This is a genomic window from Streptomyces sp. C1-1 (genome assembly GCF_050214755.1).
Taxonomy (GTDB): domain Bacteria; phylum Actinomycetota; class Actinomycetes; order Streptomycetales; family Streptomycetaceae; genus Streptomyces.
In genome coordinates, this window is the sequence record NZ_CP189826.1 from 8,693,627 (window position 1) to 8,718,513 (window position 24,887).

Annotated in this window: 25 protein-coding genes; 14 read left to right on the forward strand and 11 right to left on the reverse strand. The window is 72.2% G+C overall.

Going from position 1 to position 24,887, the window contains the following annotated elements:
* Positions 1–228: 228 nt before the first annotated feature.
* Together ACQF4J_RS39505 and ACQF4J_RS39510 are read right to left on the reverse strand one after the other, a co-directional pair.
* Positions 229–957: a lysophospholipid acyltransferase family protein gene (locus ACQF4J_RS39505; protein WP_351576761.1), complete on the reverse strand. Its 729-nt coding sequence runs from the start codon at positions 955–957 to the stop codon at positions 229–231.
* A gap of 190 nt (positions 958–1,147) precedes the next feature.
* The gene (locus tag ACQF4J_RS39510; RefSeq protein WP_351576759.1) at positions 1,148–1,555 is read right to left on the reverse strand and encodes a DUF4395 domain-containing protein; all 408 of its coding nucleotides are present in this window, start codon (positions 1,553–1,555) and stop codon (positions 1,148–1,150) included.
* Between the two features lie 75 nt (positions 1,556–1,630).
* Here ACQF4J_RS39510 and ACQF4J_RS39515 point away from each other — a divergent pair, with 75 nt between their 5' ends.
* From ACQF4J_RS39515 to ACQF4J_RS39530, 4 genes are all read left to right on the forward strand, one after another.
* On the forward strand, positions 1,631–2,044 hold the full coding sequence (locus ACQF4J_RS39515) for a TlpA family protein disulfide reductase (protein ID WP_351804691.1): 414 nt from the start codon (positions 1,631–1,633) through the stop codon (positions 2,042–2,044).
* A 207-nt stretch (positions 2,045–2,251) separates the two neighbouring features.
* The gene (locus ACQF4J_RS39520) at positions 2,252–2,767 is read left to right on the forward strand and encodes a flavin reductase family protein (RefSeq protein ID WP_351576754.1); all 516 of its coding nucleotides are present in this window, start codon (positions 2,252–2,254) and stop codon (positions 2,765–2,767) included.
* A gap of 220 nt (positions 2,768–2,987) precedes the next feature.
* Positions 2,988–3,776, forward strand: a complete 789-nt coding sequence (locus tag ACQF4J_RS39525; RefSeq protein ID WP_351576751.1) for an electron transfer flavoprotein subunit beta/FixA family protein — start codon at positions 2,988–2,990, stop codon at positions 3,774–3,776.
* 77 nt (positions 3,777–3,853) lie between these two features.
* Positions 3,854–4,816 (forward strand): electron transfer flavoprotein subunit alpha/FixB family protein, encoded by a 963-nt coding sequence (locus tag ACQF4J_RS39530; RefSeq protein WP_351804693.1) that lies wholly within the window; start codon positions 3,854–3,856, stop codon positions 4,814–4,816.
* A 60-nt stretch (positions 4,817–4,876) separates the two neighbouring features.
* On the opposite strand, the gene ACQF4J_RS39535 is transcribed toward ACQF4J_RS39530, so the two are convergent.
* The gene (locus ACQF4J_RS39535) at positions 4,877–5,821 is read right to left on the reverse strand and encodes an endonuclease/exonuclease/phosphatase family protein (protein WP_427167939.1); all 945 of its coding nucleotides are present in this window, start codon (positions 5,819–5,821) and stop codon (positions 4,877–4,879) included.
* Positions 5,822–6,033: 212 nt separating this feature from the next.
* On the opposite strand from ACQF4J_RS39535, the gene ACQF4J_RS39540 reads away from it, so the two are divergent.
* Together ACQF4J_RS39540 and ACQF4J_RS39545 are read left to right on the forward strand one after the other, a co-directional pair.
* A complete protein-coding gene (locus ACQF4J_RS39540) occupies positions 6,034–7,338 on the forward strand; it encodes a DUF6986 family protein (RefSeq protein ID WP_351584879.1) in 1,305 nt (434 codons plus the stop codon).
* Positions 7,339–7,434: 96 nt separating this feature from the next.
* Entirely contained in the window at positions 7,435–9,621 is a 2,187-nt protein-coding gene (locus ACQF4J_RS39545; RefSeq protein ID WP_427167941.1) for a protein kinase domain-containing protein, read from the forward strand.
* On the opposite strand, the gene ACQF4J_RS39550 is transcribed toward ACQF4J_RS39545, so the two are convergent.
* Both ACQF4J_RS39550 and ACQF4J_RS39555 read right to left on the reverse strand, forming a co-directional pair.
* Complete coding sequence (locus ACQF4J_RS39550) at positions 9,567–10,403, reverse strand: hypothetical protein (RefSeq protein ID WP_427167943.1); 837 nt, start codon at positions 10,401–10,403, stop codon at positions 9,567–9,569. The two genes, ACQF4J_RS39545 and ACQF4J_RS39550, sit on opposite strands and share 55 nt — an antisense overlap.
* 9 nt (positions 10,404–10,412) lie before the next feature.
* Positions 10,413–11,462: a LacI family DNA-binding transcriptional regulator gene (locus ACQF4J_RS39555; protein ID WP_351584873.1), complete on the reverse strand. Its 1,050-nt coding sequence runs from the start codon at positions 11,460–11,462 to the stop codon at positions 10,413–10,415.
* A 248-nt stretch (positions 11,463–11,710) separates the two neighbouring features.
* On the opposite strand from ACQF4J_RS39555, the gene ACQF4J_RS39560 reads away from it, so the two are divergent.
* The gene (locus ACQF4J_RS39560) at positions 11,711–12,658 is read left to right on the forward strand and encodes an ROK family protein (protein ID WP_427167945.1); all 948 of its coding nucleotides are present in this window, start codon (positions 11,711–11,713) and stop codon (positions 12,656–12,658) included.
* 88 nt (positions 12,659–12,746) lie between these two features.
* Here ACQF4J_RS39560 and ACQF4J_RS39565 read toward each other — a convergent pair whose 3' ends face one another.
* Positions 12,747–14,744: an NPCBM/NEW2 domain-containing protein gene (locus tag ACQF4J_RS39565; protein ID WP_351581833.1), complete on the reverse strand. Its 1,998-nt coding sequence runs from the start codon at positions 14,742–14,744 to the stop codon at positions 12,747–12,749.
* A gap of 251 nt (positions 14,745–14,995) precedes the next feature.
* Here ACQF4J_RS39565 and ACQF4J_RS39570 point away from each other — a divergent pair, with 251 nt between their 5' ends.
* Positions 14,996–15,199 carry a hypothetical protein gene (locus ACQF4J_RS39570; RefSeq protein WP_351581832.1) on the forward strand — a complete coding sequence of 68 codons (204 nt, stop codon included), beginning with the start codon at positions 14,996–14,998 and terminating at the stop codon, positions 15,197–15,199.
* Between the two features lie 135 nt (positions 15,200–15,334).
* Positions 15,335–16,378, forward strand: coding sequence for an NUDIX hydrolase (locus ACQF4J_RS39575; RefSeq protein WP_351581830.1), 1,044 nt, complete (start codon positions 15,335–15,337; stop codon positions 16,376–16,378).
* A gap of 27 nt (positions 16,379–16,405) precedes the next feature.
* On the opposite strand, the gene ACQF4J_RS39580 is transcribed toward ACQF4J_RS39575, so the two are convergent.
* The 3 genes from ACQF4J_RS39580 to ACQF4J_RS39590 all read right to left on the reverse strand — a co-directional run bounded on the left by ACQF4J_RS39580 (position 16,406) and on the right by ACQF4J_RS39590 (position 19,595).
* Positions 16,406–17,461, reverse strand: a complete 1,056-nt coding sequence (locus ACQF4J_RS39580; protein ID WP_351581828.1) for a protein kinase family protein — start codon at positions 17,459–17,461, stop codon at positions 16,406–16,408.
* An 11-nt stretch (positions 17,462–17,472) separates the two neighbouring features.
* The gene (locus tag ACQF4J_RS39585; protein ID WP_351581826.1) at positions 17,473–18,177 is read right to left on the reverse strand and encodes an MBL fold metallo-hydrolase; all 705 of its coding nucleotides are present in this window, start codon (positions 18,175–18,177) and stop codon (positions 17,473–17,475) included.
* 62 nt (positions 18,178–18,239) lie between these two features.
* Positions 18,240–19,595: a dipeptidase gene (locus ACQF4J_RS39590; RefSeq protein WP_351581824.1), complete on the reverse strand. Its 1,356-nt coding sequence runs from the start codon at positions 19,593–19,595 to the stop codon at positions 18,240–18,242.
* A gap of 132 nt (positions 19,596–19,727) precedes the next feature.
* On the opposite strand from ACQF4J_RS39590, the gene ACQF4J_RS39595 reads away from it, so the two are divergent.
* Positions 19,728–20,993 carry a geranylgeranyl reductase family protein gene (locus ACQF4J_RS39595; RefSeq protein ID WP_351581821.1) on the forward strand — a complete coding sequence of 422 codons (1,266 nt, stop codon included), beginning with the start codon at positions 19,728–19,730 and terminating at the stop codon, positions 20,991–20,993.
* On the opposite strand, the gene ACQF4J_RS39600 is transcribed toward ACQF4J_RS39595, so the two are convergent.
* Complete coding sequence (locus ACQF4J_RS39600) at positions 20,983–21,432, reverse strand: nitroreductase family deazaflavin-dependent oxidoreductase (RefSeq protein ID WP_200700560.1); 450 nt, start codon at positions 21,430–21,432, stop codon at positions 20,983–20,985. The two genes, ACQF4J_RS39595 and ACQF4J_RS39600, sit on opposite strands and share 11 nt — an antisense overlap.
* Positions 21,433–21,606: 174 nt before the next feature.
* Between ACQF4J_RS39600 and ACQF4J_RS39605 the strand changes: the two genes are divergently transcribed.
* The 4 genes from ACQF4J_RS39605 to ACQF4J_RS39620 are packed head-to-tail and all read left to right on the forward strand — an operon-like array spanning position 21,607 to position 24,600.
* Complete coding sequence (locus tag ACQF4J_RS39605; protein ID WP_351581817.1) at positions 21,607–22,314, forward strand: TetR/AcrR family transcriptional regulator; 708 nt, start codon at positions 21,607–21,609, stop codon at positions 22,312–22,314.
* Entirely contained in the window at positions 22,314–22,646 is a 333-nt protein-coding gene (locus ACQF4J_RS39610) for a hypothetical protein (protein WP_427167949.1), read from the forward strand. Before ACQF4J_RS39605 ends, ACQF4J_RS39610 begins: the two co-directional genes overlap by 1 nt.
* A 53-nt stretch (positions 22,647–22,699) precedes the next feature.
* The gene (locus ACQF4J_RS39615; RefSeq protein WP_351581815.1) at positions 22,700–23,938 is read left to right on the forward strand and encodes a sensor histidine kinase; all 1,239 of its coding nucleotides are present in this window, start codon (positions 22,700–22,702) and stop codon (positions 23,936–23,938) included.
* A complete protein-coding gene (locus ACQF4J_RS39620) occupies positions 23,935–24,600 on the forward strand; it encodes a response regulator transcription factor (protein WP_351581813.1) in 666 nt (221 codons plus the stop codon). The genes ACQF4J_RS39615 and ACQF4J_RS39620 overlap by 4 nt, the downstream gene beginning before the upstream one ends.
* On the opposite strand, the gene ACQF4J_RS39625 is transcribed toward ACQF4J_RS39620, so the two are convergent.
* A complete protein-coding gene (locus ACQF4J_RS39625; RefSeq protein WP_351581812.1) occupies positions 24,561–24,845 on the reverse strand; it encodes a DUF6332 family protein in 285 nt (94 codons plus the stop codon). The two genes, ACQF4J_RS39620 and ACQF4J_RS39625, sit on opposite strands and share 40 nt — an antisense overlap.
* Positions 24,846–24,887 lie beyond the last annotated feature (42 nt).

Here is a 24,887-nt window from a genome sequence, read left to right on the forward strand (position 1 = left end):
ACCACCGGGATCCTAGGCCTGAGCAGCGCTGATGCCGAGTTCGGGCGGCGGCCGCGGAAGCCGTGGCCGACGCCTGGAGGGGCTGCGGGGGCGGGGGACGTGGCCGTCGTCCGGGGCGGAGGTGAACCGGGCGCACCGTCGGCGCGACAGGCCGTCAGAAGGCCGTTTGCGGGGCAGCGCCGGGGACTTTTTCGCGTCGCCGGTCCGCGGACGGCCGGCGACGCCGCCTCAGCGTGCCTCGGACTCCCGTACCTGCTCCGGCGTGGGCGCCGTACCGCCCAGATGGGCCGGCATCCACCAGGTGTCGTCGGCGTCCTTCGGGCGGACGGGGTAGGCGCGCTGGGCGGCCTCGAGGAGTTCCTGCACCCGCTCGCGCAGCTGTCGGGTGATCGCGCCGGCGTACTTGTCCTTGGACGCCTCGATCGCCTCGCCGACCCGGATGGTGATCGGGGTGTGGCTGCGCTTGAAGTTGCGCGGCTGCCCCTTGGTCCACAGCCGCTGCGTCCCCCACACCGCCATCGGGATCAGCGGGACGCCCGCCTCCTGCGCCAGGCGTGCGGCACCGGACTTGAAGGACTTCAGCGTGAAGGACTGGGAGATGGTCGCCTCGGGGAACACCCCGACGATCTCACCGGACTTCAGTGATTCCAGCGCGTGCGCGTACGCCGCCTCGCCCTGCGTGCGGTCCACGGGGATGTGCTTCATGCCGCGCATCAGCGGACCGGAGATCTTGTGCCGGAAGACGGACTCCTTCGCCATGAAGCGAACGAGTCGTTTCTGCGGCAGGGCCGCGAGGCCGTCGAAGATGAAGTCCAGATAGCTGATGTGGTTGCTCACCAGCACGGCGCCGCCCGAGCGCGGGATGTTCTCCGACCCCTTGCAGTCGATCTTCAGGTCCCACGCCTTGAACAACGTGAGTGCGAGACCGATGACGGGGCGGTAGACAAGCTCTGCCATGGGACGGGGTGGACCCTTCCTTCTCAGCCTGGGAAGGGATTCCCAGCGGGAAAGTTACGCAGCCGTAGGTTTACGGCATGTCGCAGATCGTGCCCCAAGAACGGCCCGGGAGCCAGTCCAAGTTCCGGACGGCGGCGGAGATCCTCGTCACGTAGGCCCCGGTGATCCACCTCGCCCTTTTAACCCTCCTTTACTCGGTGCGCGGTGTCACCCTCCGCACCAGCAGATACATCTCGCAGCCCAGGCAGTATCCGAACGCGGCGTTGAGGAAGGCGGCCGCGAGCGCGAGCCCCGTCGCGGCCATCCCCAGCCACGCGGGTCCGAGCCAGAACCCGATGAGTCCGAGAACGGCGAAAACCAGTCCCACCGCCTGGGCGAACCGCGGCGGCTGCGGCGACTCGAACTCGGTCGGCGGCCCGATCCGGGGCCGTACGACCCTGCGGAACAGCCAGCCGTAGGGCGAGCGCCCCGCCGCGCCCAGCGCGAAGACCAGCGTCTGCCAGGCCAGCAGCCAGGCGCTCCCGGTGACCAGTACGAGGACCAGCACCAGGGTCGTCACGGCCGCGCCGAAGCGCGGGCCCCTCACGTCGATGTCCATGAATCAAGCATTCCGCATGGAAAATGATTCAGGGCATCGGGAATCTTTGCAGTCTCGTGAACGCTGGAGCAGTCGATGACCGGACTGGTGGTGTGCGTGGCGGTGCTCGCGGTGGCGGGCGCCTTCGGAGTGCTGCATCGACAGCGGAGCGGGAGGGTGCGCGTGCGCGGGCGCGACGACGGAAAGCGGCTCGGCGCGGCCGAACTGGGCGGGGCACTCGGCGAGCGCGCCACTCTCGTGCAGTTCTCCAGCGCCTTCTGCGCCCCCTGCCGGGCCACCCGCAGGATCCTCGGCGAGGTGGCCGGCCTGGTGCCCGGCGTGACCCACGTCGAGATAGACGCGGAGGACCGCCTGGAGCTGGTCCGCGAACTGGACATCCTCAAGACCCCGACCGTGCTGGTCCTCGACGCCGACGGCCGGGTCGTGCGGCGCGCGACCGGCCAGCCGCGCAAGGCCGACGTCATCGCCGCCCTGGGGGAGGCGGTCTGAGCCCGTGACGTGGACGGTGAGGCATCTCCCATATGCCGGAACGTACTTGACTGTGTGCGCCACGTATCGTCAGCCTGACTGCATGCCCACGGAACTCCTTCTCCACGGGCGGGCCCACATCGACCTGGCCCGCACCGCGAGCGCGCGCTGTCCCGGCTGTTGAGCAGCCACGACTCCGCTCGCCCCTCCTCGCAGAAGGACACCGCCGTGCCGGTCTCTCCCGACCTCGACTCCCACACCGTTCGACTCGCCTCGCCCGACCTGCTGCGCTCCGTCTTCCGGCGGCACGCGGCGGGTGTCGCCGTGATCACCGCGCGGGGCGAGTCCGGCCCGGTCGGCTTCACCGCCACCTCCCTCAGCTCCGTCTCCGCCGAACCCCCGATGCTCTCCTTCGGCGTCGGCACCGGCGCCTCCAGCTGGCCCGCCATAGCGGGGACGGAGCACGTCGGCGTCCACATACTCGGCGAGCACCAGCGGGAGCTGGCCGCCACCTTCGCCAGGAGCGGCGCCGACCGCTTCGGAGCGCCCACCGCCTGGCGCGAGGGGCCCGAGGGCGTCCCCGTCCTCGACGACGTCCTGGCCTGGCTCGTGTGCCGGGTCGTCGCCCGTGTGCCGGCCGGCGACCATCGCATCGTGCTGGCCGAGGTCGTCCTCGGTGACCCCGCCGGTCCCGGCAGCCCACTCCTGTACCACCAGGGCCGGTTCAACGGTCTGCGCGACTGATCGTCGCCGGCTTCGCGCTGCGGGACGGTCGAGTTCCGATTACGCTGCGTTGCAAAGGTCACAGTTCAAAGCGCTTGCTTAGCGGGAACCAACTGGGTGTACTGACGAGTAATATTTCGCTCGGAGCGCGGTGTCGCCCCGATCGGGATCGGCCGCTAGAGGCGCCTATGCTGCCTGAAAGTAGGCAGCACCGAAATGACGATGCAGTAGGAGAGCCGGCGTGAGCTTGAGGATCGTTGTCACTGTGAAGTACGTGCCCGACGCCACTGGCGACCGGCACTTCGCCGATGACCTGACCGTCGACCGGGACGACGTGGACGGCCTGCTCTCCGAGCTCGACGAATACGCCGTCGAGCAGGCGCTGCAGATCTCGGAGAACTCCGACGACGACGTCGAGGTCACCGTCCTGACCGTGGGCCCGGAGGACGCCAAGGACGCGCTGCGCAAGGCGCTGTCGATGGGTGCGGACAAGGCGATCCACGTCGAGGACGACGACCTGCACGGCACCGACGCCATCGGCACCTCGCTGGTGCTGGCGAAGGCGATCGAGAAGGCCGGCTTCGACCTGGTCGTCTCCGGTATGGCCTCCACCGACGGCACCATGGGCGTGGTCCCGGCGCTGCTGGCCGAGCGGCTGGGTGTGCCGCAGGTGACGCTGCTGTCGGAGGTCTCGGTCGAGGACGGCACGGTCAAGGGGCGCCGCGACGGCGACACGGCGTCGGAGCAGCTTCAGGCCTCGCTGCCGGCGGTGGTGTCGGTGACCGACCAGTCGGGCGAGGCGCGCTACCCGTCCTTCAAGGGCATCATGGCGGCGAAGAAGAAGCCGGTTCAGTCCTGGGACCTGTCCGACCTGGAGATCGACGCCGAAGAGGTCGGTCTGGAAGGTGCCTGGACGAAGGTCGAGGCGGCGGCCCAGCGTCCGGCGCGGACCGCGGGCACGATCGTCAAGGACGAGGGCGAGGGCGGCAAGCAGCTCGCCGAGTTCCTCGCGAGCCAGAAGTTCATCTAAGGGCCGTCGGCCCTCCAGAGGCTCAACTCCCTTCCCGCCCCTCAAGCCTTCGCACATCCGCAAGGAGTTTCGTTCCCATGGCTGAAGTTCTCGTCTACGTCGATCACGTGGACGGTGCCGTCCGCAAGCCCACCCTGGAGCTGCTGACCCTCGCGCGCCGCATCGGCGAGCCGGTCGCCGTCGCGCTGGGCGCGGGTGCCGCCGGCACCGCCGCCGCGCTGGCCGAGCACGGCGCCGTCAAGGTCCTCACCCACGAGGCGTCCGAGTACGCCGACTACCTGGTCGTGCCGAAGGTCGACGCGCTGCAGGCCGCCGTCGCCGCCGTCTCCCCGGCCGCCGTGCTGGTGCCGTCCTCCGCCGAGGGCAAGGAGATCGCCGCGCGTCTGGCGCTGCGCCTGGGCTCGGGCGTCATCACCGACGCCGTCGACCTCGAGGCCGGCGACGAGGGCCCGGTGGCCACGCAGTCGGCGTTCGCCGCCTCCTTCACCACCAAGTCCCGCGTGTCCAAGGGCACGCCGGTCATCACGGTCAAGCCCAACTCCGCCGCGGTGGAGGCCGCCCCGGCCGCCGGCGCGGTCGAGGCCCTTCAGGTGTCCTTCTCCGAGCAGGCCACCGGCACCAAGGTCATCTCCCGTACGCCGCGTGAGTCGACGGGCCGTCCCGAGCTGACCGAGGCCGCGATCGTGGTCTCCGGCGGCCGTGGTGTCAACGGCGCCGAGAACTTCGCGATCATCGAGGCGCTCGCCGACTCCCTCGGTGCCGCGGTGGGCGCCTCGCGTGCCGCCGTCGACGCGGGCTGGTACCCGCACACCAACCAGGTCGGCCAGACCGGCAAGTCCGTCTCGCCGCAGCTGTACATCGCCAACGGCATCTCCGGCGCCATCCAGCACCGGGCCGGCATGCAGACCTCCAAGACCATCGTGGCGGTCAACAAGGACGCCGAGGCCCCGATCTTCGACCTCGTCGACTACGGCGTCGTCGGCGACCTCTTCGACGTCGTCCCCGCCCTCACCGAGGAGATCAAGGCTCGCAAGGGCTGATCGCCGGCACCTGCCGAACGAGGCCCCCGCGACCGCATGAACGGTCGCGGGGGCCTCGTCTCATCCCAGGCTCAGCCAGACCCGCACCGGAAGGTGGTCGCTGGCGTACCGGCCGTGCGCGGAGAAGGTGTCGATCACCGCGCGGTGCACGGTCACCCCGGCCGTGGTGAGGATCCAGTCGATACGGTCGCCGTCCGGTTTCAGCCCCTGGTAGCCGTGAAAGGTCGCGTACAGCGGGCCGCGCTCGGCCGCCGCGTCCCAGGCGTCCACCAGACCCGTGGACATCATCCTGTCGTAGGCGGGGTTCTTGTGCGCGGCGGCGTTGAAGTCGCCGGTCACCACGACCGGCAGCGGGTACCGGAGCGCGGCGATCCGCTCGGTCATGAGATCGGCGCTGCGTTCGCGTGCGTACTGGCTCGCGTGGTCGAAGTGGGTGTTGCAGACGTAGAACTCCCGCCCGCCGTCGGCGAGATCGCGAAATCTGATCCACGTGACGACGCGCGGGAAGGCGGCGCCCCAGGTGTTGGACGCGATGGTCTCCGGAGTGTCGGAGAGCCAGTAGGTGTAGTGCTCGACAGGGGCCAGCCGCCGGTTGTCGTAGTAGATCGCCGTGGACTCGTCGCGGCTGCCGCCCTCACGGCCGGTGCCGATCCAGTCGTAGTGCGCGCCCAGGTCGGATTCGATGTCCCGCAGCTGCTGGTACAGGCCCTCCTGGGTGCCGACGACATGGGGACGCGCGCGGCGCAGCAGCTCGCGCATCACGGGTCTGCGGTCGCTCCAGCTGTGGGGCTCCTTGGCGCTCGCGAAACGCAGGTTGAAGGTCATCACCTGCAGACGAGGGCCCTGGCGCCCGCGCGCCGGGGCACGGCGGACCCGTGCCCGCAGCGGTAACGAGGAGGCGGAGGAGGGGGAGATCGCGGCGGCGCCGGAGAGGGGCGCGGTGACCGCCGCGGCGAACAGGGCCCGTAGGCCCAGACGGCGGGTGACTCGGCGCTGTTCGGGCACGGGGGCTCCTTCGGTCGCACGGGCCGGACGAGTCTCGCGTGGGGGGAGTTGTGCGTCGAGCTGTGTGATACCCGGGTGTCGGCGGGGAGTGAACATGCCGAGGTCATCGCATGGTCGGCCCGTGGACACGGTGTTGACCGGGCGGACCGGGCACAGATACCTTCATTCTACGGATTGTTGATTCCGTAGAGCGGAAAACTGGAGGGTGTGGGATGGGTCAGGGCCAGCAGGAGACCGTGGCGACGAGCCTCGCGGGCGCCGTCAGCGAGGAGATCAGCGCCTCCCTCGCCCCGGTCGACGCCGAACTGCAGCGCCGCTACCCCGGCGACCCCGGCACCCGTCAGCCCGTCCACACCGTCTACGTCCCCGGTGACGTCTTCGCCGCCGACACCATCCGCTCCTGGGGCGACCGGGCCCTCGCCGCCCTCGACGAACACGCCCCGGACGCCGCCTCCTTCGCCGCCGTCCTCGGCCTGGCCGACGACCTCGCCGAGCCCGTCTACACGCGCGTGCGCGCGAAACTGGAGCGCGAGCCCGTCGAGGACCTGCGCGTCGACTTCGAGGACGGCTACGGCCCGCGCCCGGACGCCGAGGAGGACGAGACGGCGGCCCGCGCGGCCCGGCTGATCGCCGAGGCGTACGAGAACGGCACGGCGGCCCCGTACATGGGCATCCGCATGAAGTGCATGGAAGCGCCGGTGCGCGACCGGGGCATCCGCACCCTCGACGTCTTCCTCACCGGCCTGACGCGGGCCGGCGGCCTGCCCGACGGGCTGGTGCTGACCCTGCCGAAGGTGACGTACGCCGAGCAGGTGAGTGCCTTCGCCCGGCTCCTGGAGGCCTTCGAGAAGGCCCACGGCCTGGACGCCGGCCGGATCGGCTTCGAGATCCAGATCGAGACCAGCCAGTCCATCCTCGCCACCGACGGCACCGCCACCGTCGCCCGCATGATCCAGGCCGCCGAGGGACGGGCCACCGGACTGCACTACGGCACCTTCGACTACAGCGCCTGCCTCGGCGTCTCCGCCGCCTACCAGGCAAGCGACCACCCGGCCGCCGACCACGCCAAGGCGATCATGCAGGTCGCGGCGGCCGGGACGGGGGTCCGGGTGTCGGACGGCTCGACCAACGTGCTGCCCGTGGGGCCGACGCGGAAGGTGCACGACGCCTGGCGCCTGCACTACGGACTGACCCGGCGGGCGCTCGCCCGCGCCTACTACCAGGGCTGGGACATGCACCCCGGCCACATCCCCACCCGCTACGCCGCCGTCTTCGCCTTCTACCGCGAGGGCTTCGAACAGGCCGCCGCCCGGCTCGCCCGCTACGCCAACCGGGCCGGCGGCGACGTCATGGACGAGCCCGCCACCGCCAAGGCCCTGAGCGGTTACCTGCTGCGCGGCCTGGACTGCGGTGCCCTGGACATCGCCGAGGTGGCCCGCCTCACCGGCCTCACCCGGGCCGATCTGGAGGGCTTCGCGGTGCCCCGGCGCGGCGACCTGACCGTGTCCGCCAAGTAGCAGGCGCGTCACAGCAGTTACCGTCGGCCGACGCCGTCACCTCCGCCCCGTAGTCTGTACGCCACGCATTGACGGGTCACAGGAACGGGGCGTGCGGTGTCTTCGGGGGAGACCTCAGGCGGGAACAACCGGGCCGACGGGACGGGCCGCCTGCTGGCGGGGCGCTATCGCGTCCTCGCACAGCTCGGCCGGGGCGGCATGGGCGTCGTCTGGAGAGCCGTCGACGAGGTGCTGGGCCGTGAGGTCGCCGTCAAGGAGCTGCGCACCTACACCGACGCCGACGGGCCCGAACTCGCCGATCTGCGGGTACGGATGCAGCGCGAGGCCCGCGCGGCCGCCCGGGTGCGGCATCCCGGCGTCGTCGCCGTGCACGACGTGACCGAGGTCGACGGCCGTCCGCTGATCGTCATGGAGCTCGTCGACGGGCCCTCCCTGGAACAGGTGCTGCGCGAGCGCGGCTCCCTCGACCCGGTCGAGGCCGCCGGTATCGGCGCCCAGGTGATGGACGCGCTCGCGGCGGCCCACCGGGCCGGCGTCCTGCACCGGGACGTCAAGCCCGGCAACATCCTCCTCGAACGGTCCGGACGCGTCGTCCTGACGGACTTCGGCATCGCGGCCATGGACGACCCGGGCGACGGCGCCGCCACCCACCTGACCCGCAGCGGTGCCCTCGTCGGCTCCCTGGACTACCTGGCACCCGAGCGGGCCCAGGGCGCCGACGCGAGCGCCGCCTCCGACGTCTGGGCCCTGGGCGCCACGCTGTACGCGGCCGTCGAGGGTTCCTCGCCCTTCCGCCGCACCTCGACGTACTCCACGCTCACCGCGATCGTCACCGAACCGCTTCCCGAGCCCGAGCGCGCCGGCCCGCTCACCGCCGTCCTCCGGCAGTTGCTCGACAAGCGGCCCGACGCCCGCCCGGAGGCCGAGCAGGCCCGCGCGCTGCTGCAGGCCGTGGCGGACGCGGGCGGCACGGACACACCGACGACGACCCTGCGCGGCGACGAGGCGCCCAGGACGCGCACGGAACCCGCCGGCCCGCCGCTGCCCACGGCATTCGTCATGCCGGGCGCGGCGGCCGCCGGCCCGCGGGGTCCCGGGCCTGCCGTACCGCCTGAGCACACGGCTGCCGCTGCCGCCGACGACACGGCCGGTCGTCACGACACCGCCCCCGGACCGAGTACCACGGCACCGGAAGCCGGCTCGGCGGTACCCGGCTCGAATCCGGCGGTGCCGGGATCGGGTGCGGCGGTGCCGGGTTCGAATCCGTTGGTGCCGGGATCGGGTGCGGCGGTACCCGGATCGAATCCGGCGGTACCCGGATCGAATCCGGTGGTGCCCGGATCGGGTGCGGCGGTGCCGGGCTCGGATCCGGTGGTGCCCGCATCGGATGCGCCGGTGCCGGGATCGGGTGCGCCGGTGCCCGGTTCTGGTGCCGTGGTGTCCGGTGCTGCTTCGGTGGCCCCCGGGTCCGTACCGCACACCGCCCCCGTGACGCCCGGCTTCGGCCCGCCCGTGCCGTTCGCACCGGTACCGGACCCGGCGTCGGCCCCCACAGGCCCCATCGCGTCCCTCGCCGGCCCGCGCCGCAAGGGCCGTGTGCTGCTCGCCGCCGCGGCCGTCACCGTCGTCCTCGCGGCGGCCGGCGGCACCGTCGCCCTGGTGAACTCGGGAGGCGAGAAGGCGCACGCGGGTGCCTCCGCGTCCGGTGCGGGTCCCTCGGCCCCGGCGTCCACCTCCGACCGCACCGACGCCGGCCGTTCGGCCGGGACCAAGTCCACGAAACAGGGCGACAAGAAGTCCCCGAAGCCGACGCCCACCGGCGGCGAGAAGGGCGGGGCCACGCCCACGGGCCGCGCCTCGGCCTCCGCCACCGCGAAATCCTCGGGCGGCACCACCACCACGGGAGGCGGTGGCGCTGGCGGCACCTCCGGCGGCGGGACCACCGGAGGCGGCGGCACCACGGGCGGCACGACCGGCGGAGGGACCGCGACCACCCCGGCCCCGGCCTGCACCTCCACCGGCGGCGGCAGGTACGACTGCACCGTCTGGCGCACCGCCAAGTCCTACACCGCCTCCGGCGCCGAAGCCGGGGTCCTGAACGCGGGCGTCAACTACTTCTACTGCCAGCAGAATCTGGGGCGCCGCGAGACGTACGGGCAGTGGACCAACGTCTGGTGGGCGAAGACGGACGACGACAGCGGGAACACGAACGTCTACGTCAGCGACGTCTACATCAAGGGCGGGGACAACGACGAGCCCGTCCCCGGACTCCCGGTCTGCTGATCCCCTACGAACCTCTCCAGACCGGACGCCGTGACCAGCTTCTCCTCGGCGAACGCCCGGGCGCCCCGCTCGCGCAGCCACGCGTCGGCGCGGGCCCGTGCGCAGAACTCCTCCGGGGTCACGCCGAACAACCCCCTCAACCGGGCCGATCCGACGAGGAGTTCGGTGAGCAGCCGTCGCTGGCCGGGGTGCCGGCGCGGGGTGTCCGTGCCGTTGCGCAGAACTCCGCGCCGATTGACGTAGACGTGGACCCCGGGCAGCCGCGTACCGTCCTCCAGCTCGATCCGCACCTCGGGCGCGGGCAGCCAGGCGCGCCGGTAGTTGCCGTGCGGCAGCGGTACGCCCTCACTGGCGTCGATCACCGCGAGCTGCTCGGCGTCGAACCAGGTCACGAACAACTCGCGTACGGCGTCGGGTGCTTGGAACGGTGACGCTGAGACGTATCCCGGACGGCTCACATGCGCGGAGACACCCACGTCGACGCCGGTGACCCGGGCGCGGACCATCGGGATGGGCGCGGTGATCCCCGACTCGGCCATCTTGTAGCGCAGTTGGCCGGGGCAGGCGTTGGAACCGACCGCCAGGACGGGGACGCGGTCCTCGTGCACCAGCCGGCCCAGCGGCAGCAGCCGGTCCCCGTCGAGCAGCCCCGACTCCGCGGGCCAGGCCCCCGGATAGCGCAGCGGCTCCTCCCGCGGCACACAGTCCAGTCCGAGCGCCACCAACGAGCGGCCGCCCGTCACCGGCGCCCGCCGCTCCTGAGGTCCCCTCTCGCCGGACACGGTGGCCGCTCAGTCCGCCGGTGGCAGTTCGCCCGAGCCGCGGGTGATCAGGCGGGTCGGCAGTTCGATGCGTTCCGGTGCGATCAGTTCGCCGTCGAGCTGGCGGAAGAGCCGCTCGGCGGCGGTCCGGCCGAGCGCCGCCGCGTCCTGAGCCACCACCGTCACCCCCGGCTGGAGCAGATCCGCGAGCTCGATGTCGTCGAAGCCGACGAAGGCCACCCGGCGACTCTGCTCGGCGAGGACACGGACCACGGTGACGGTCACCCGGTTGTTGCCCGCGAAGATCGCGGTGACGGGGGCGGGGCCGGTCAGCATCTCCTCGGCGGCCCGGCGCACCCGCTCCGGGTCCGTGACGCCGAGGGACATCCAGGAGTCCTCGACCGGTATGCCGGCGTCCTCCATGGCCGCCCGGTAGCCGCGCAGACGCTCCGCGGCCGTGTGGATGCGGGGCATGTCACCGATGAAGCCGATCCTGCGGTGGCCGTGGGCGATCAGGTGGGCGACCCCGCTGCGGGCACCGCCGTAGTTGTCCGACAGGACGACGTCCGCGTCGATCCTCCCGGCCGGACGGTCGACGAACACCGTGGCCACGCCCGCCTTGATCTCGGGCTCCAGGTAACGGTGGTCGTCACCGGCCGGAATGATCACCAGCCCGTCCACCCGCCGGGCGCACAGCGCCAGCGCCAGCTCTTGCTCGCGGTCCGGGTCCTCCGCGCTGGAGCCGTTGATCAGCAGGGCGCCGTGCGCGCGGGCCACCTCCTCGACCGCGCGGCTGAGGGGGCCGTAGAACGGGTCGGCCAGGTCCTCGAGGACCAGGCCGATGCTGGCGGTGCGGCCCTTGCGCAGGACGCGCGCGCTGTCGTTGCGGCGGAAGCCCAGCGCTTCGATGGCCTCCTGGACTCGGCGCTCGGTCTCCGGGGTGACCCCCGGTTCGCCGTTGACCACGCGGGAGACGGTCTTCAGCCCGACCCCGGCCCGCGCGGCCACGTCCTTCATGGTCGGACGGTTGCCGTAGCGGGTGCCGGAAAATCGGTCGGTGCGGCGGGCGGTCTCGGGCACGATGCGCTGTCCTGTCCTGTCTCGTCGACGGGTCTTTTCCGCGGGGATGCGTCGGACCATGACTTTGTATGAGGATGTGGCGTCGAGCATAGAGCCTGGACAACGTTGTCATATGCGCGAGAGACTGTCCACCACAATCTCCGGCCTGCGCCCCCATCGCGAGACCGGCCCGCTCATCTCCGTGGTCGAAGGGGTAAGTTCCCCTGGTCCACCGGGATTCGATGGTTTGACGGGGAGATCCGACTCTGATGCACACCGACCTCGTGGCCGCGCTCGACATCGGCGGCACCAAGATCGCCGGGGCGTTGGTGGACGGCCACGGCCAGATCCTGGTCCGCGCGCAGCGCGCGACGCCCGCGCAGGAGAACGGCGACATCGTGATGGGCGCCGTGGAGGAGGTCGTCGGTGAACTGACCGCCTCGCCCCTGTGGGGACGCGCCACGGCCTTCGGTATCGGCAGCGCCGGCCCGGTGGACGCCTCCTCCGGCACGGTCAGCCCGGTCAATGTGCCGGGCTGGCGCGACTACCCGCTCGTGCGCAGAGTCCAGGAGGCGGCCGGCGGGCTGCCCGTCGAGCTGATCGGCGACGGCGTGGCCATCACGGCCGCCGAGCACTGGCAGGGCGCCGCCCGCGGCCACGACAACGCGCTGTGCATGGTGGTCTCCACCGGCGTCGGCGGCGGCCTGGTCCTGAACGGCCAGCTGCACCCAGGACCCACCGGGAACGCCGGTCACATCGGCCACATCAGCGTGGACCTCGACGGCGACCCGTGCCCGTGTGGCTCGCGCGGCTGTGTGGAGCGCATCGCCAGTGGGCCCAACATCGCCCGCCGGGCGATCGAGAACGGCTGGCGGCCGGGTCCCGACGGCGACACCTCCGCCGCCGCGGTGGCCGCCGCCGCACGCGCCGGCGACCCCGTCGCGGTGGCGTCGTTCGAGCGGGCCGCCCAGGCGCTGGCCGCCGGGATCGCGGCCACCGCGACGCTCGTCGAGATCGACATCGCGGTGATCGGCGGGGGAGTGGGCAAGGCCGGCGACGTCCTGTTCACCCCGCTGCGCAAGGCACTGGGCGACTACGCGACCCTGTCCTTCGTGCAGCGCCTGGAGATCACCCCCGCCCAGATGGGCACGGACGCCGGGCTGGTGGGAGCGGCCGCGGCCGCGCTCGCCAAGCGGGCGGACGCGGCCGCGGTCTGAGCCGCTGCCGGGGCGTGGGCGGCAGGAACGTTTCAGGCGAGCTGCCGGCCCCCTCTCCGGTGCCGGCAGCTCGCCTGCTCTTCCGGTGTCAGCAGCTCACCTGCGCGTTCGCCCAGTCGGCGTGGTCCGAGTCGATGCCGTCCCCACCGTCGGTGACGACGAGCCGGACCACCTGGGCGCCGGTCACGTCCGCGGTGAGGGGCTGGGCGGGCATCGCGTTGGTCAGTACGCCGGTCGAGGCGACCTTCGTACCGTCGGCCCAGATCTCGAAGGCGACGGTGCCGTTGGCACCCTTCTCGTCGTCGACCCCGACGTCCGCGGTGACCGTCTCGCAGGCCTTGCCGGTGTAGTACTCGACCGCGCTCTCCGCGTGGACGCCGAGGCCCTTGGCGTACACCACCCCGCCGATGGTGATCGGATGGCCGTCGCCCGCGGCGCTCTCCCCGTTGCTGGTGTTGCGCTCGACCGGCCCGTAGCCGTTGGTGGCCGACAGCCACGGCAGGTCGCCGAGCCCGGAGGTTCCGGAGGGCGGCGGAACGACGACGGACACGGTCAGCGGCAGGACCTCTTGGGCGCGCAGACCGGTCGGCGAGCGGTAACTCGCCCTGAGTGTCAGGTCGTACGAGCCCGTCGGCGTCCCCTGCGGAGCGGTGACCGACCACCTGGTGCTCAGGGAGCGGCCGGTGGGCAGTACGGCGGCGGTCGTGCGGGAGGCCGCCCGGAGCGCCCATCCGTCGGGTCCGGTCAGTGAGACCGAGACCCGGGTGGCCGGCGTGCGGCCCCAGTCGGTGGCCACGGAGGTGAGCGTGGCGGGCGTGCCCGCCTCGACCAACGGGCTGCCGGTCAGGCCCAGTTCGACGGCCGGCGGGTGCGTGGCCCAGGCGCGGTCGGCCGAGACGCGCAGCAGCACCGTGCCGTGCGCCGGGACGGTCGCCGAGATCGTGCTCGCGGTGTTGTAGCTGCTGTGCCGCCACAGGTCGCGCAGGGTGTAGGCGCGGGTGCCGGGCAGGCCGACGGCCTGTGCGGTGGTGGAGATGTGCTGGGCGGTGCCGTTCTCGTTGAAGAGGGCCACCGCGCGGCTGCCGTCCTTCATCTCCTTGGCCACGACCCAGCGGCCGCCCGCCGAGGAGACGACCGTCCCCTGCTTGCCCAATGGGTCCTGGTCGACGGCGATGACCTCCTTGTTGTCGAGGATGTCGAAGGTCGCCGGGGTGGCCTTGCGCAGGTCCGAACCGATGAGCAGCGGGGCGGCCATGACCGACCACATGGAGAAGTGGCTGCGGTATTCGGTGTCGGTCATGCCGCCGTTGCCCACCTCCAGCATGTCGGGGTCGTTCCAGTGCCCGGGACCGGCGTACGGGGCGAGCGGCAGGTTCTGCTTCAGAATGCCCAGCATCGAGCCCCAGTTGTCACTGATGTCGCCCGTGGTGCGCCACAGGTGACCCACGTCGGCGGCCCATTCCCACGGTTTGTTCTCGCCCCACTCGCAGATGCTGTAGACGATCGGCCGCCCGGTCGCCTTGAGGGCGTCGCGCATGGTGGTGTAGCGCAACTTGGCATCCACGCCTTGGTTGTTGCAGTTGTCGTACTTGACGTAGTCCACGCCCCAGTCGGCGAACTGCCGCGCGTCGCTGTACTCGTGTCCGAGCGCGCCCGGGAAGCCGGCGCTGTTGCACGTCTTGGTGCCCGCGCTGGTGTAGATGCCGAGCTTGAGGCCCTTGGAGTGCACGTAGTCCGCTACGGCCTTGATCCCGTTCGGGAAACGGGCCGGATCCGGGACGAGCCGGCCGTCCGCGTCACGGTTCGGCAGGGCCCAGCAGTCGTCGAGGTTGACGTACCGGTAGCCCGCGTCCTTGAGTCCCTTCTCGACGAACAGGTCCGCGATTCCCTTGACCATGGACTCGTTGAACTCGGCACGGCAGTGGGTGGAGTTCCAGTTGTTGAACCCCATCGGAGGGGTGAGGGCGAGACCGTCGGCGAGTGCGGGCGCGGCGGGCTCGGTGGCGGGCGCCGCGGCGGGTGCGGCGACGGCCGGTGCGGCGAGTCCGGCGGTGCACAGCAGCCCTGCGGTGAGCGCTCCGACCATTCTCCGGCGGTATGTGCGGGTGTGCGGGTGACGCATCGTTACGTTCCTCCGAACACACAAAGGTGGGATGACGCCATGTCCCCGTCATCGGTGCGCGTTTACGGTAGGACGTGTCGGACCGTGTTGGAAGAGGAGCGGTCGTGTGGGATTGCTTCATTGGTCCAATCCAAGAGGTGAGGGTCATCGGATGTCCCGCCGAAGCCGCCTGCCGGATGCGTGACCCCGGACCGGGTCCGGCAGTTGATCAGGGCATGAAGAAGCGCAGCATGATGGCCATCGCCTCCCTCGCCGCCGGGTTCGTCGTCGCGGCGATCAGCCCCACGCACACCGGAGACCACCACGTCCTCGGCGATCACCCCGTGCTCGGCGACCTCAGCGTCGACGACACCGTCGGCACGGTCACCGACACCGTCGGCAAGGGCAGCCTCTCCGACGCCGACAAGACCCTCGGGTAGGGCCCCGTCGGCACGGCGCCGGTGCCCCTGTCCGGGGAGCACCGGCGCCGCTCCGTGTGCGCCCTCAACTGGGGCTGGTTTCCGTGGCAGGGTGGAGCGGGCAAGCCTCAGGGGGCCAACAGAAGAGGGGGACCTGTGACCGTCGTCTGGATCAACGGCGCGTTCGGTGCGGGGAAGACGACCACCGCACGGGAACTGATCGAACTGATCCCGAACAGCACGCTCTTCGACCCCGAGGTCGTCGGCGGAGCGCTGGCACACCTGCTCCCTGCCAAGCACCTCGCCGAGGTCGGCGACTACCAGGACCTGCCGATCTGGCGGCGCCTGGTGATCGACACGGCGGCCGCCATGCTCGCGGAGCTCGGCGGGACGCTCGTGGTCCCCATGACCCTGCTGCGCCAGGAGTACCGCGACGAGATCTTCGGCGGGCTCGCCGCCCGCCGCATCACGGTGAGGCATGTGCTCCTCGCCCCGGCGGAAACGATCCTGCGGGAGCGCATAGCCGGCCGGGAGGTCCCGCCCGACCTCCCCGACGGCGAGATGCGGATACGGCAGTGGTCCTACGACCACATCGAGCCGTACCGCAGTGCTCTGGCCGGCTGGCTCACCGCCGACGCCCATCCCGTCGACACCAGCGCTCTCACCCCGTACGAGGCCGCGGTCCGCATAGCGGAGGCCGTGGGCAGGGGGGAGGTGGCGGTGTGCGACATAGTGCAGACACCCGAGCCGACCGCCGAGACGCTCGCGGCAGGTGTACTGCTCTTCGACGAACAGGACCGTGTCCTCCTCGTCGACCCCACCTACAAGGCCGGCTGGGAGTTCCCCGGCGGCGTCGTGGAACCGGGCGAGGCGCCCGCCCGCGCCGGCATGCGCGAGGTCGCCGAGGAGACCGGCATCCACCTGGACGACGTACCGCGGCTGCTGGTCGTCGACTGGGAGGCGCCCGCGCCGCCCGGCTTCGGCGGGCTGCGGCTGCTGTTCGACGGCGGCCGCCTCGACTCCACCGAGGCGGAGCGGCTGCTGCTGCCGGGGCCCGAGCTGCGCGACTGGCGCTTCGTCAGCGAGCAGGAGGCCGCCGACCTGCTGCCGCCGATCCGCTACGAGCGGCTGCGCTGGGCCCTGCGGGCGCGGGAGCGCGACGCGGCGCTCTACCTCGAGGCCGGTATCCCGCTCGGTTGACGCACTGATCCGTTCACCGCGTTCCGGTCACCCGGAGTGCGTGGAGCCGTCGTGGGCGAGCCGTAGTTCCTCGTACGGGTACGCCGTCCGCCTGCCCTCCTGGCGCAGGCGGCCGAGGAAGCCGTTGAGGACGGCGGTGAGCGGCGCGTCCCGGGAGATGATCGCGGCGGCGGCCTTCGGGGCGCCGTCGGCACGGGCTCCGACCGCGCAGGCGCGCACGAAGGCCTCCCGCTCCAGCCTGTCGTATCCGTAGAGGGCGGTGACGAGCCAGTTCACCAGGTGGGCGCGGCCGTGGAAGAGGTCGTAGTCGCGGTGCCGGTCGAAGAAGGCGTGCTCCGGCCGGGAGAGGTGGAAGCGGGGGCTGAACGCGAGCCCGTAGTCGGCGAGGAAGAAGTCGGCGCCGTCGGTGAGGACGTTCTGGAAGTGGACGTCGAAGTGGAGGAGCCGGCGGTGCCGGAGGAAGCCGGTGAGCGTGCTCAGCCAGTCGTCCACCCGCGTGCAGATCCGGTCCGAGTCGTCGGTGCGGACCTGGGTGTCGAGCCAGTCGTGGAGAGTGTGCGGGAAGTACTCCAGGAAGAGCGTCAGGCTCGCGGACGCCGTCCGCAGGGCCTCCAGCCGAGCACGCACCTGCGGGGCGCCGCCCCAGTACGCCACCGTGGCGTCCACATCGGCCAGTTCCTCCGGCAGCTGCCGGACGTCGTCCGGCAGCACCCGCCAGTGGTGCAGCAGCGGAAAGCCGGGGAAGGCGCCGGACAGCACCCAGTTCGTCGTCATCGTGTGCGTGGCCAGCTCGCGCCAGGCACCGAAGCCCGGGCTGCGTCCGGTGCCGTAGTGGCAGGCGGCCGGCAGGTCGAAGACGTTCGCCGTGGAGCGGGCGTTCGCCGGCAGCGACTCGATGTCCGTGAGCGGCACCCGCTTGACGAAGACGAGGGTGCCCGCCACCTCGACCAGAGTGCAGCGCCCGCCGATGCCGACGCCCGCGGGCGTCCCGGCCGCCAGCAGCTCGCCCAGCTCGCCGTCACCCAACAGGGCCAGCTCGGTGGCGAGTTCGGTGTGGCGGGCGATGCGGGTGACGGAGGACATGACCTCCATGGTCAGGGTCGGACCGGGTGCCTGTCCGCCGTTCGGCGAAGGACCGTGCCGGCGTGGCCGACGACCGGATCGCCGTGTCCCAAGCACGCCACGTCGCAGTCGAGCGCGGCCAGTCGGCGCAGCGAGGCGAGCAACCGGGGCCGGTCCAGGTTGAACACCCCCGGCATCACACCGCCGTCGACCGGGGACGCCGCCACGCTGTCACCCGTGAACAGCACCCGCTCGCACGGCAGATGGACGGCGATGCTGCCGTGCGTGTGGCCGGGGGAGTGCAGGACGTGGGCACCGTCGCCGAAGCCGAGGACGTCACCGTCGGCGACCTCGGTGATCCGCGAGGGGCGGACGAAGGGAGTCCCGGGGAGGTGCCGGGCGGCCTCCGCGTGGATCGGCAGCTCCCAGTCCTCGAGCACCGGTTGCGGGCCCGGGACCTCACCTCGGATCGCGGGGGCGTCCAGGTGGTGGGCCAGTACCTCGGCGCCGGTCAGCGCGGCGAGCTCGCCCGCGCCGCCCACATGGTCCTCGTGGAAGTGCGTGAGCACGATGCGGCGGATCGTGCCCAGCGGCTCGGCGACGGCCGCGACGGCGGCCCCCGAGCCTCCCGGGCCCGCGTCGACGAGCGTCAACTCGTCGCCGTCACGCCACAGATAGGCCTGGCCCACGGGGAAACGCAGGAGATACAGCCGCGGCAGCAGCTCTACGACGTCCATGCGGACGACCGTAGGAGGGCCCCCGTCCGAAGGCGAGGGCCCTCTGCCGACGGCAGAGCGGCTCAGCTCGCCGCGTAGTTGCGCAGGAACAGGGCCTCGGTCACCGACAGCCGCTCCAGTTCCTCGGGCGAGACGCTCTCGTTGACCGCGTGGATCTGCGCCTCCGGCTCGCTCAGGCCGATCAGCAGGATCTCCGCCTCCGGGTAGAGCGTGGCGAGCGTGTTGCACAGCGGTATGGAGCCGCCCTGGCCGGCGTACTGCATCTCCTGGCCGGGGTAGGCGACCGCCATCGCCTCCGCCATCGCCGTGTACGCCGGGCTGGTGGTGTCGGCGCTGAAAGCCTGGCCCTGACCGATCTGCTCCACGGCCACCCGGGCGCCCCACGGGGTGTGCGTCTCCAGGTGGGCCTGCAGCAGCTTGGTCGCCTCGGCCGCGTCCACGCCCGGCGGCACCCGCAGGCTGACCAGCGCGCGGGCGCTCGCCTGCACGGACGGGGTGGCGCCGACGACCGGCGGGCAGTCGATGCCGAGCACGGTCACGGCCGGCCGCGCCCAGATGCGGTCGGCGACCGTGCCCGAGCCGATCAGCCGCACGCCGTCCAGCACCTTGGCGTCCTCGCGGAACTGCTCCTCGTCGTACTGCAGACCCTCCCAGGGGCCCTTTGCGGTCAGCCCGTCGACCGTGGTCGAGCCGTCCTCCGCGCGCAGCGAGTCCAGTACGCGGATCAGCGCGGCCAGCGCGTCCGGGGCGGCGCCGCCGAACTGGCCCGAGTGCAGATTGCCTTCGAGGGTGTCGACGCGGACGCGGAGCATCGTCATGCCGCGCAGGGTGGAGGTGACCGTCGGCAGGCCGACGCGGAAGTTGCCCGTGTCGCCGATGACGATGGTGTCGGCGGCCAGGAGGTCGGGGTGCTCCTCGGCGTACCGCTCCAGACCGCCCGTGCCCTGCTCCTCCGAGCCCTCGGCGATGACCTTCACGTGGACCGGGACGCCGCCGTCGGCCTTCAGGGCGCGCAGCGCGAGCAGGTGCATGATCACACCGCCCTTGCAGTCGGCGGCCCCGCGCCCGTACCAGCGGCCGTCGCGCTCGGTCAGCTCGAAGGGCGGGGTGGCCCAGCCGGCCTCGTCCAGCGGGGGCTGCACGTCGTAGTGGGCGTAGAGCAGGACGGTCTTGGCGCCCTCGGGTCCGGGCAGGTGGCCGTAGACGGACTGGGTGCCGTCCGGGGTGTCCAGCAGGGCCACGTCCTGGAAGCCCTCGGCGGTCAGCGCGTCGGCGACCCAGCGCGCGGCGCCCTCGCTCTCGCTCCTGGGGAACTGGTCGAAGTCCGCCACCGACCTGAAGGCCACCAGTTCGGCGAGCTCGTCCCGCGCCCTCGGCATGAGCGAGGCGACGGTCTCGGCGACCGGATTCGACGACATGGGCACGCTCCTCGTGGGTGCGACGTTGTACAGGTGGATATCGGGATCCTCCCACAGTGGCCTGCGACGACGTCCGCCGTAGGATGCGGTGGACAGGTGCGGCAGCGGCTTGATCGGGAGCAGTAGACCATCGTGAGCAGCGAGAACTCTTCGGCGGACGACGTGCAGCGGGTGTGGGACGTCGTCGTGGTGGGCGCGGGACCCGCGGGGGCCTCGGCCGCCTACGCGGCCGCGGTGGCGGGACGGCGTGTGCTGTTGCTGGAGAAGGCCGAGCTGCCGCGCTACAAGACGTGCGGCGGCGGCATCATCGGCCCCTCGCGCGACAGCCTGCCCCCCGGCTTCGAGCTGCCGCTGCGGGACCGGGTGCACGCGGTCACCTTCTCCAACAACGGCCGCTTCACCCGCACCCGCCGCTCCCGGCAGATGCTCTTCGGGCTGATCAACCGGCCCGACTTCGACCAGCAGCTCGTCGAGCACGCGCAGAAGGCGGGCGCCGAGCTGCGCACGGGCGTCACGGTCCAGCGCGTCGAGCAGCACGGCTCGGCGGTGCCCGACCGGCGCACGGTCGCCGTGGTCCTGCAGGGCGGCGAGACGCTGCTCGCCCGGGCCGTGGTCGGCGCCGACGGCAGCGCGAGCCGGATAGGAGCCCACGTCGGGGTCAAGCTCGACCAGGTCGATCTCGGCCTGGAGGCGGAGATCCCGGTGCCCGAGACCGTCGCCGAGGACTGGAAGGGGCGGGTCCTCATCGACTGGGGTCCGATGCCCGGCAGTTACGGCTGGGTGTTCCCCAAGGGGGACACGCTCACGGTCGGTGTGATCTCGGCCCGCGGCGAAGGCGCGGCCACCAAGCGGTACTTGGAGGAGTTCATCGGCCGGCTCGGCCTCGCCGGGTTCGAGCCGAGCATCTCCTCCGGCCATCTGACCCGCTGCCGCGCCGACGACTCGCCGCTGTCGCGCGGCCGGGTGCTGGTGTGCGGGGACGCGGCCGGGCTGCTGGAGCCGTGGACCCGCGAGGGCATCTCCTTCGCGCTGCGCTCCGGGAGGCTCGCGGGGGAGTGGGCGGTGCGGATCGCCGAGGCGCACGACGCGGTGGACGCCCGGCGGCAGGCCCTGAACTACGCGTTCGCGATCAAGGCGGGACTCGGCGTCGAGATGAGCGTCGGCAAGCGGATGCTGACGGTGTTCGAGCGCCGTCCCGGTCTGTTCCACGCGGCGCTGACGGGCCTCAGGCCCGCGTGGAACGCGTTCAAGGAGATCACCCAGGGCTCGACGTCCCTCGGCGAGCTCGTGCGCACCCACCCGATGGCCCATCGCGCCCTGAGCGCGCTGGACCGGCGCCCGGCGGCCGGCCCTGCCGGCGGCGCCGCGAGCGGTGAGGGCGCCGAGGTCACTTCGTGACGGTGATCCGGAAGACCGGGTGGTCGGGCGCGATGCGGCGCAGGTCGGCGTCGGGGGAGTCCGGGCCCACGCCGTTGAAGAAGACCCCGACCTCGGCCTTCCAGCGCTTGAGGTAGGCCCGCAGCAGCGGGACCTTGTCGTCGTCGGCGACCTCGACCGCGGTGAACACGTCCACGTTCTTGCCCAGGCGCAGTTCACCGCCGCCGGCGGCGCGCATGTTGTGCGTCCACTGGACGTGGCCGCGCGGGGCGAGCAGGTACTGCTGCCCGTCCACGGTCAGCAGGTTGACGGGGGTGGTGCGCCACTCGCCGCTCTTGCGGCCGCGGACCGCGAGGACCCGGGAGCCCCACACGCTCAGGCCGCGGCGGGTCATCCAGGCGACCGCGCGGTTGAAGACGTTGACGGTGAACCAGCCGGGCTTCTGGACGTGCGCGGACATGATCTCCCCATGGGGTGCGTGAGCGGTGCTCTCTTTTGTGAGCGGTGCTCTCGGTTTTCCGTACGAGGAGCAGTCTGCCTCAGATCGCCGATCCAAAGCAAGAGCACTGCTCTCTTTTTTGTGCGATGCTCTCGTTTGTGTGCACTGCTCTGGTTTCGTGGCACACTGCAAGGCATGAGCACCCCCCACAGTGCCCGCGCCCGGGCCCGGATCGAAGTCACCGCCGCCATCAAGGACGAGGCCCGCAGACAGCTCGCCTCGGAGGGCGCGACCAAGCTCTCGCTGCGGGCCGTCGCCCGCGAGCTCGGCATGGTCTCCTCCGCCCTCTACCGGTACTTCCCCAGCCGCGACGACCTGCTGACGGCGCTCATCATCGACGCCTACGACTCCCTGGGCGCCGCGGCCGAGGCGGCGGCCGAAGCCGTCTGCGACGCCACGCCCACCCGGCGCTGGGTCGCCGTCTGCGAAGCCGTACGCGCCTGGTCGCTGGCGCACCCCCACGAGTACGCCCTGATCTACGGCTCGCCGGTCCCCGGCTACGTCGCGCCGCAGACCACCGTCCCCGCCGCCTCCCGTGTGGGTCTGCTGCTGATCGGCATCGTGCGCGACGCGATCAAGGGTCCGGGCGTGACGTTCCCCCCGCTCGCCGCCGAACTGCGCCCCGAGGCCGAGCGCCTCGCCGCCGACATCGCTCCCGACCTGCCGCCCGAGATCGCGGCGGCGCTGGTCGCGGCCTGGGCGCAGTTGTTCGGGCTGGTCGGGTTCGAACTGTTCGGGCAGTTCAACCGGGTCGTCGAGGACCGGGAAGCGTTCTTCCGGCATGCCGCGGGCCAACTCGCGCTGGGCGTCGGGCTGTCGGACCGCCCGTCCGCGAGGCGCTGATGCGGGCACGCTTCACCGGCACCGGCACACTTCACCCGCACCGGCACCGGCACACCCGCACCGGCACCGGCACACCCGCACCGGCACCGGCACATCCGCACCGGCACCGGCACCGGCACCGGCACATCCGCACCGGCACCGGCACATCCGCACCGGCACCGGCACATCCGCACCGGCACACCCGCACCGGCACCGGCACACTTCACCCGCACCGGCACGGGCACCGGCACATGTCACCCTCACCGGCCCACTTCACCGGCACCGGCCTGATCACCGGCGTGGACGAGCGCCGCGCGGAGCTGCCGGCCGTACTTCCCGGGGAGTACGTGTGATCACCTCGCCCGGCTGACGCCCACCAGGCGTGACGGCGTCTAGCGTGGCCGTCATGGACGAGCAGCAGCGCGTGCGCGGGGGCGGCCCGCCGCGGTGGGGTCGGCACGGGCCGCCGTGGGCGGGCCGCCGGGGCGAGGAGGAGCGGGCGGCCCGGTGGCCGTGGCGCTCCACCGCGCTGCTGACGGCCTTCGTGCTGTTCGGGTCCCATTTCGCCGCCCACCGGCAGCACGGCGAGCGAGCCGCCCTGGACGTCTTCGCGTGGGCGCTGCTGCTGGTCGCGTCGGGGCTGCTGCTGTGGCGGCGCCGGTATCCGGTGGCGGTGGCGTTCGGCACGGCCGCCGCCACGGTGGTCTACCTCGGCGCGGGCTATCCGTACGGGCCCGTGTTCCTCACCGTCGTCGTGGCCTGCTTCAGCGCCGTCGTCGCGGGGCACCGCAAGGCGGCCTGGGGCGCGGTGGGCATGCTGTGGGCGGGACATGTGCTGGTGGCCCACTGGCTGTACCGATGGCTGCCGCCGGCCGGGGACCCGCCCGCCTCCTGGGCGCAGGAGGGCGTGATCGCCGCCTGGGTCGCGGCGGTCGTGGCGCTGGCGGAGCTCGCCCGTGCCCGCCGTGAGCAGTGGGCCCGCGAGCGGGCCGAACGGGCGCAGGCGGCGCGGCGCCGGGCCGACGAGGAGCGGCTGCGCATCGCCCGCGAACTGCACGACGTCCTCGCGCACAGCATCTCGGTGATCAACGTGCAGGCGGGTGTCGGCCTGGCCCTGCTCGACACCGACCCCGAGCAGGCGCGCACCGCGCTCACGACCATCAAGGCCGCCAGCAAGGAGGCGCTCGGCGAGGTCCGCCAGGTCCTCGACACGCTCCGCACGCCCGGAGACGCGCCGCGCGCGCCCGCGCCGGGCCTGGACCGGCTGCCGGAGCTGGTGCAGCAGGCGGCGAGCGCCGGTCTGACGGTGGACGTGGAGGGGGCGCCGCCGCGGCTCGCGCCCGGCACGGACCTGGCCGCGTTCCGCATCGTGCAGGAGGCGCTCACCAACGTCGTACGGCACTCCGGGTCACGGCACGCGCGCGTGCACGTCGGCCATGACACCGGGGCGCTGCGGCTGCGGATCGACGACGACGGGCCCGCCACCGGAGCGGACGCCGGCGGCAGCGGCAACGGCCTGGCCGGAATGCGTGAGCGGGCCGCCGCCCTGGGTGGCACGATCGAGGCGGGACCGCGCCCCGACGGGGGCTTCCGGGTGCTCGCCGTACTGCCGTTGAGGCCCGCGGCCAAGGAGGACTACCGGTGATCCGTGTACTGCTCGCCGACGACCAGTCACTGGTACGGGCAGGCTTCCGGGCGCTGCTCGACGCGCAACCGGACATCGAGGTGGTCGGCGAGGCCGCCGACGGCGAGGAGGCGCTGCGCCAGGTGCGTGAACTGCGCCCCGACGTCGTGCTGATGGACATCCGCATGCCGGTGCTGGACGGTCTGGCCGCCACCCGCCGCATCACCGGGGACACCGCGCTGGGCGAGGTGAAGGTGGTCATGCTGACCACCTTCGAACTCGACGAGTACGTCTTCGAGGCGATCCGCTCGGGCGCCTCGGGCTTCCTGGTCAAGGACACCGAACCGGAGGAACTGCTGCGTGCGGTGCGGGCGGTGGTGGCGGGGGACGCCCTGCTCTCCCCTGGTGTGACGCGCCGGCTGATCGCCGAGTTCGCGGCCCGTTCCAAGGAGCCCGCGGCCGCGGACGTCCTCGCCGAACTCACCGAGCGGGAACGGGAGGTGATGGCGCTGGTCGGCATCGGCCTGTCCAACGAGGAGATCGCCCGCCGCCTGGTCGTCAGCCCGCTCACCGCGAAGACCCACGTCAGCCGCACGATGGTCAAGCTGGGCGCCCGAGACCGGGCCCAACTGGTGGTTCTGGCCTATGAGTCGGGGTTGGTCCGGCCGGGCTGGCTGGGCTGAGCGGCACGCCGGAAATCCACCAGGACGCTCACGACCCGGACGACGAAGACGATCGGTGCGAGCGCCAGGCCCACCCTCGGCAGCAGGGCCGACAGCAGGTCGGGCAGGTCGAAGAGGAACGCCGGACCGGCGACGGCCGCGAACACCACCCCGGCCAGGAAGACCGCGCTGACCAGCGCGTATCCGACCTCGACGGTCAGTGCGTCCCGCTCGGCCTTGTGCGGCCTGCCCCCGTGCCCGTCCATCCGTCCAGTCTCACAGCCGTGCGCCCGACGGGCAACCAACTC

What these genes read in the sequence shown, in the direction of transcription:
- ACQF4J_RS39505 (WP_351576761.1), bottom strand. Translation starts at nt 957, where the DNA reads ATGGCAGAGCTTGTCTACCGCCCCGTCATCGGTCTCGCACTCACGTTG.
- ACQF4J_RS39510 (WP_351576759.1), bottom strand. Translation starts at nt 1,555, where the DNA reads ATGGACATCGACGTGAGGGGCCCGCGCTTCGGCGCGGCCGTGACGACC.
- ACQF4J_RS39515 (WP_351804691.1), top strand. Translation starts at nt 1,631, where the DNA reads ATGACCGGACTGGTGGTGTGCGTGGCGGTGCTCGCGGTGGCGGGCGCC.
- ACQF4J_RS39530 (WP_351804693.1), top strand. Translation starts at nt 3,854, where the DNA reads ATGGCTGAAGTTCTCGTCTACGTCGATCACGTGGACGGTGCCGTCCGC.
- ACQF4J_RS39540 (WP_351584879.1), top strand. Translation starts at nt 6,034, where the DNA reads ATGGGTCAGGGCCAGCAGGAGACCGTGGCGACGAGCCTCGCGGGCGCC.
- ACQF4J_RS39560 (WP_427167945.1), top strand. Translation starts at nt 11,711, where the DNA reads ATGCACACCGACCTCGTGGCCGCGCTCGACATCGGCGGCACCAAGATC.
- ACQF4J_RS39565 (WP_351581833.1), bottom strand. Translation starts at nt 14,744, where the DNA reads ATGGTCGGAGCGCTCACCGCAGGGCTGCTGTGCACCGCCGGACTCGCC.
- ACQF4J_RS39570 (WP_351581832.1), top strand. Translation starts at nt 14,996, where the DNA reads ATGAAGAAGCGCAGCATGATGGCCATCGCCTCCCTCGCCGCCGGGTTC.
- ACQF4J_RS39580 (WP_351581828.1), bottom strand. Translation starts at nt 17,461, where the DNA reads ATGTCCTCCGTCACCCGCATCGCCCGCCACACCGAACTCGCCACCGAG.
- ACQF4J_RS39585 (WP_351581826.1), bottom strand. Translation starts at nt 18,177, where the DNA reads ATGGACGTCGTAGAGCTGCTGCCGCGGCTGTATCTCCTGCGTTTCCCC.
- ACQF4J_RS39590 (WP_351581824.1), bottom strand. Translation starts at nt 19,595, where the DNA reads ATGTCGTCGAATCCGGTCGCCGAGACCGTCGCCTCGCTCATGCCGAGG.
- ACQF4J_RS39600 (WP_200700560.1), bottom strand. Translation starts at nt 21,432, where the DNA reads ATGTCCGCGCACGTCCAGAAGCCCGGCTGGTTCACCGTCAACGTCTTC.
- ACQF4J_RS39605 (WP_351581817.1), top strand. Translation starts at nt 21,607, where the DNA reads ATGAGCACCCCCCACAGTGCCCGCGCCCGGGCCCGGATCGAAGTCACC.
- ACQF4J_RS39610 (WP_427167949.1), top strand. Translation starts at nt 22,314, where the DNA reads ATGCGGGCACGCTTCACCGGCACCGGCACACTTCACCCGCACCGGCAC.
- ACQF4J_RS39615 (WP_351581815.1), top strand. Translation starts at nt 22,700, where the DNA reads ATGGACGAGCAGCAGCGCGTGCGCGGGGGCGGCCCGCCGCGGTGGGGT.
- ACQF4J_RS39625 (WP_351581812.1), bottom strand. Translation starts at nt 24,845, where the DNA reads ATGGACGGGCACGGGGGCAGGCCGCACAAGGCCGAGCGGGACGCACTG.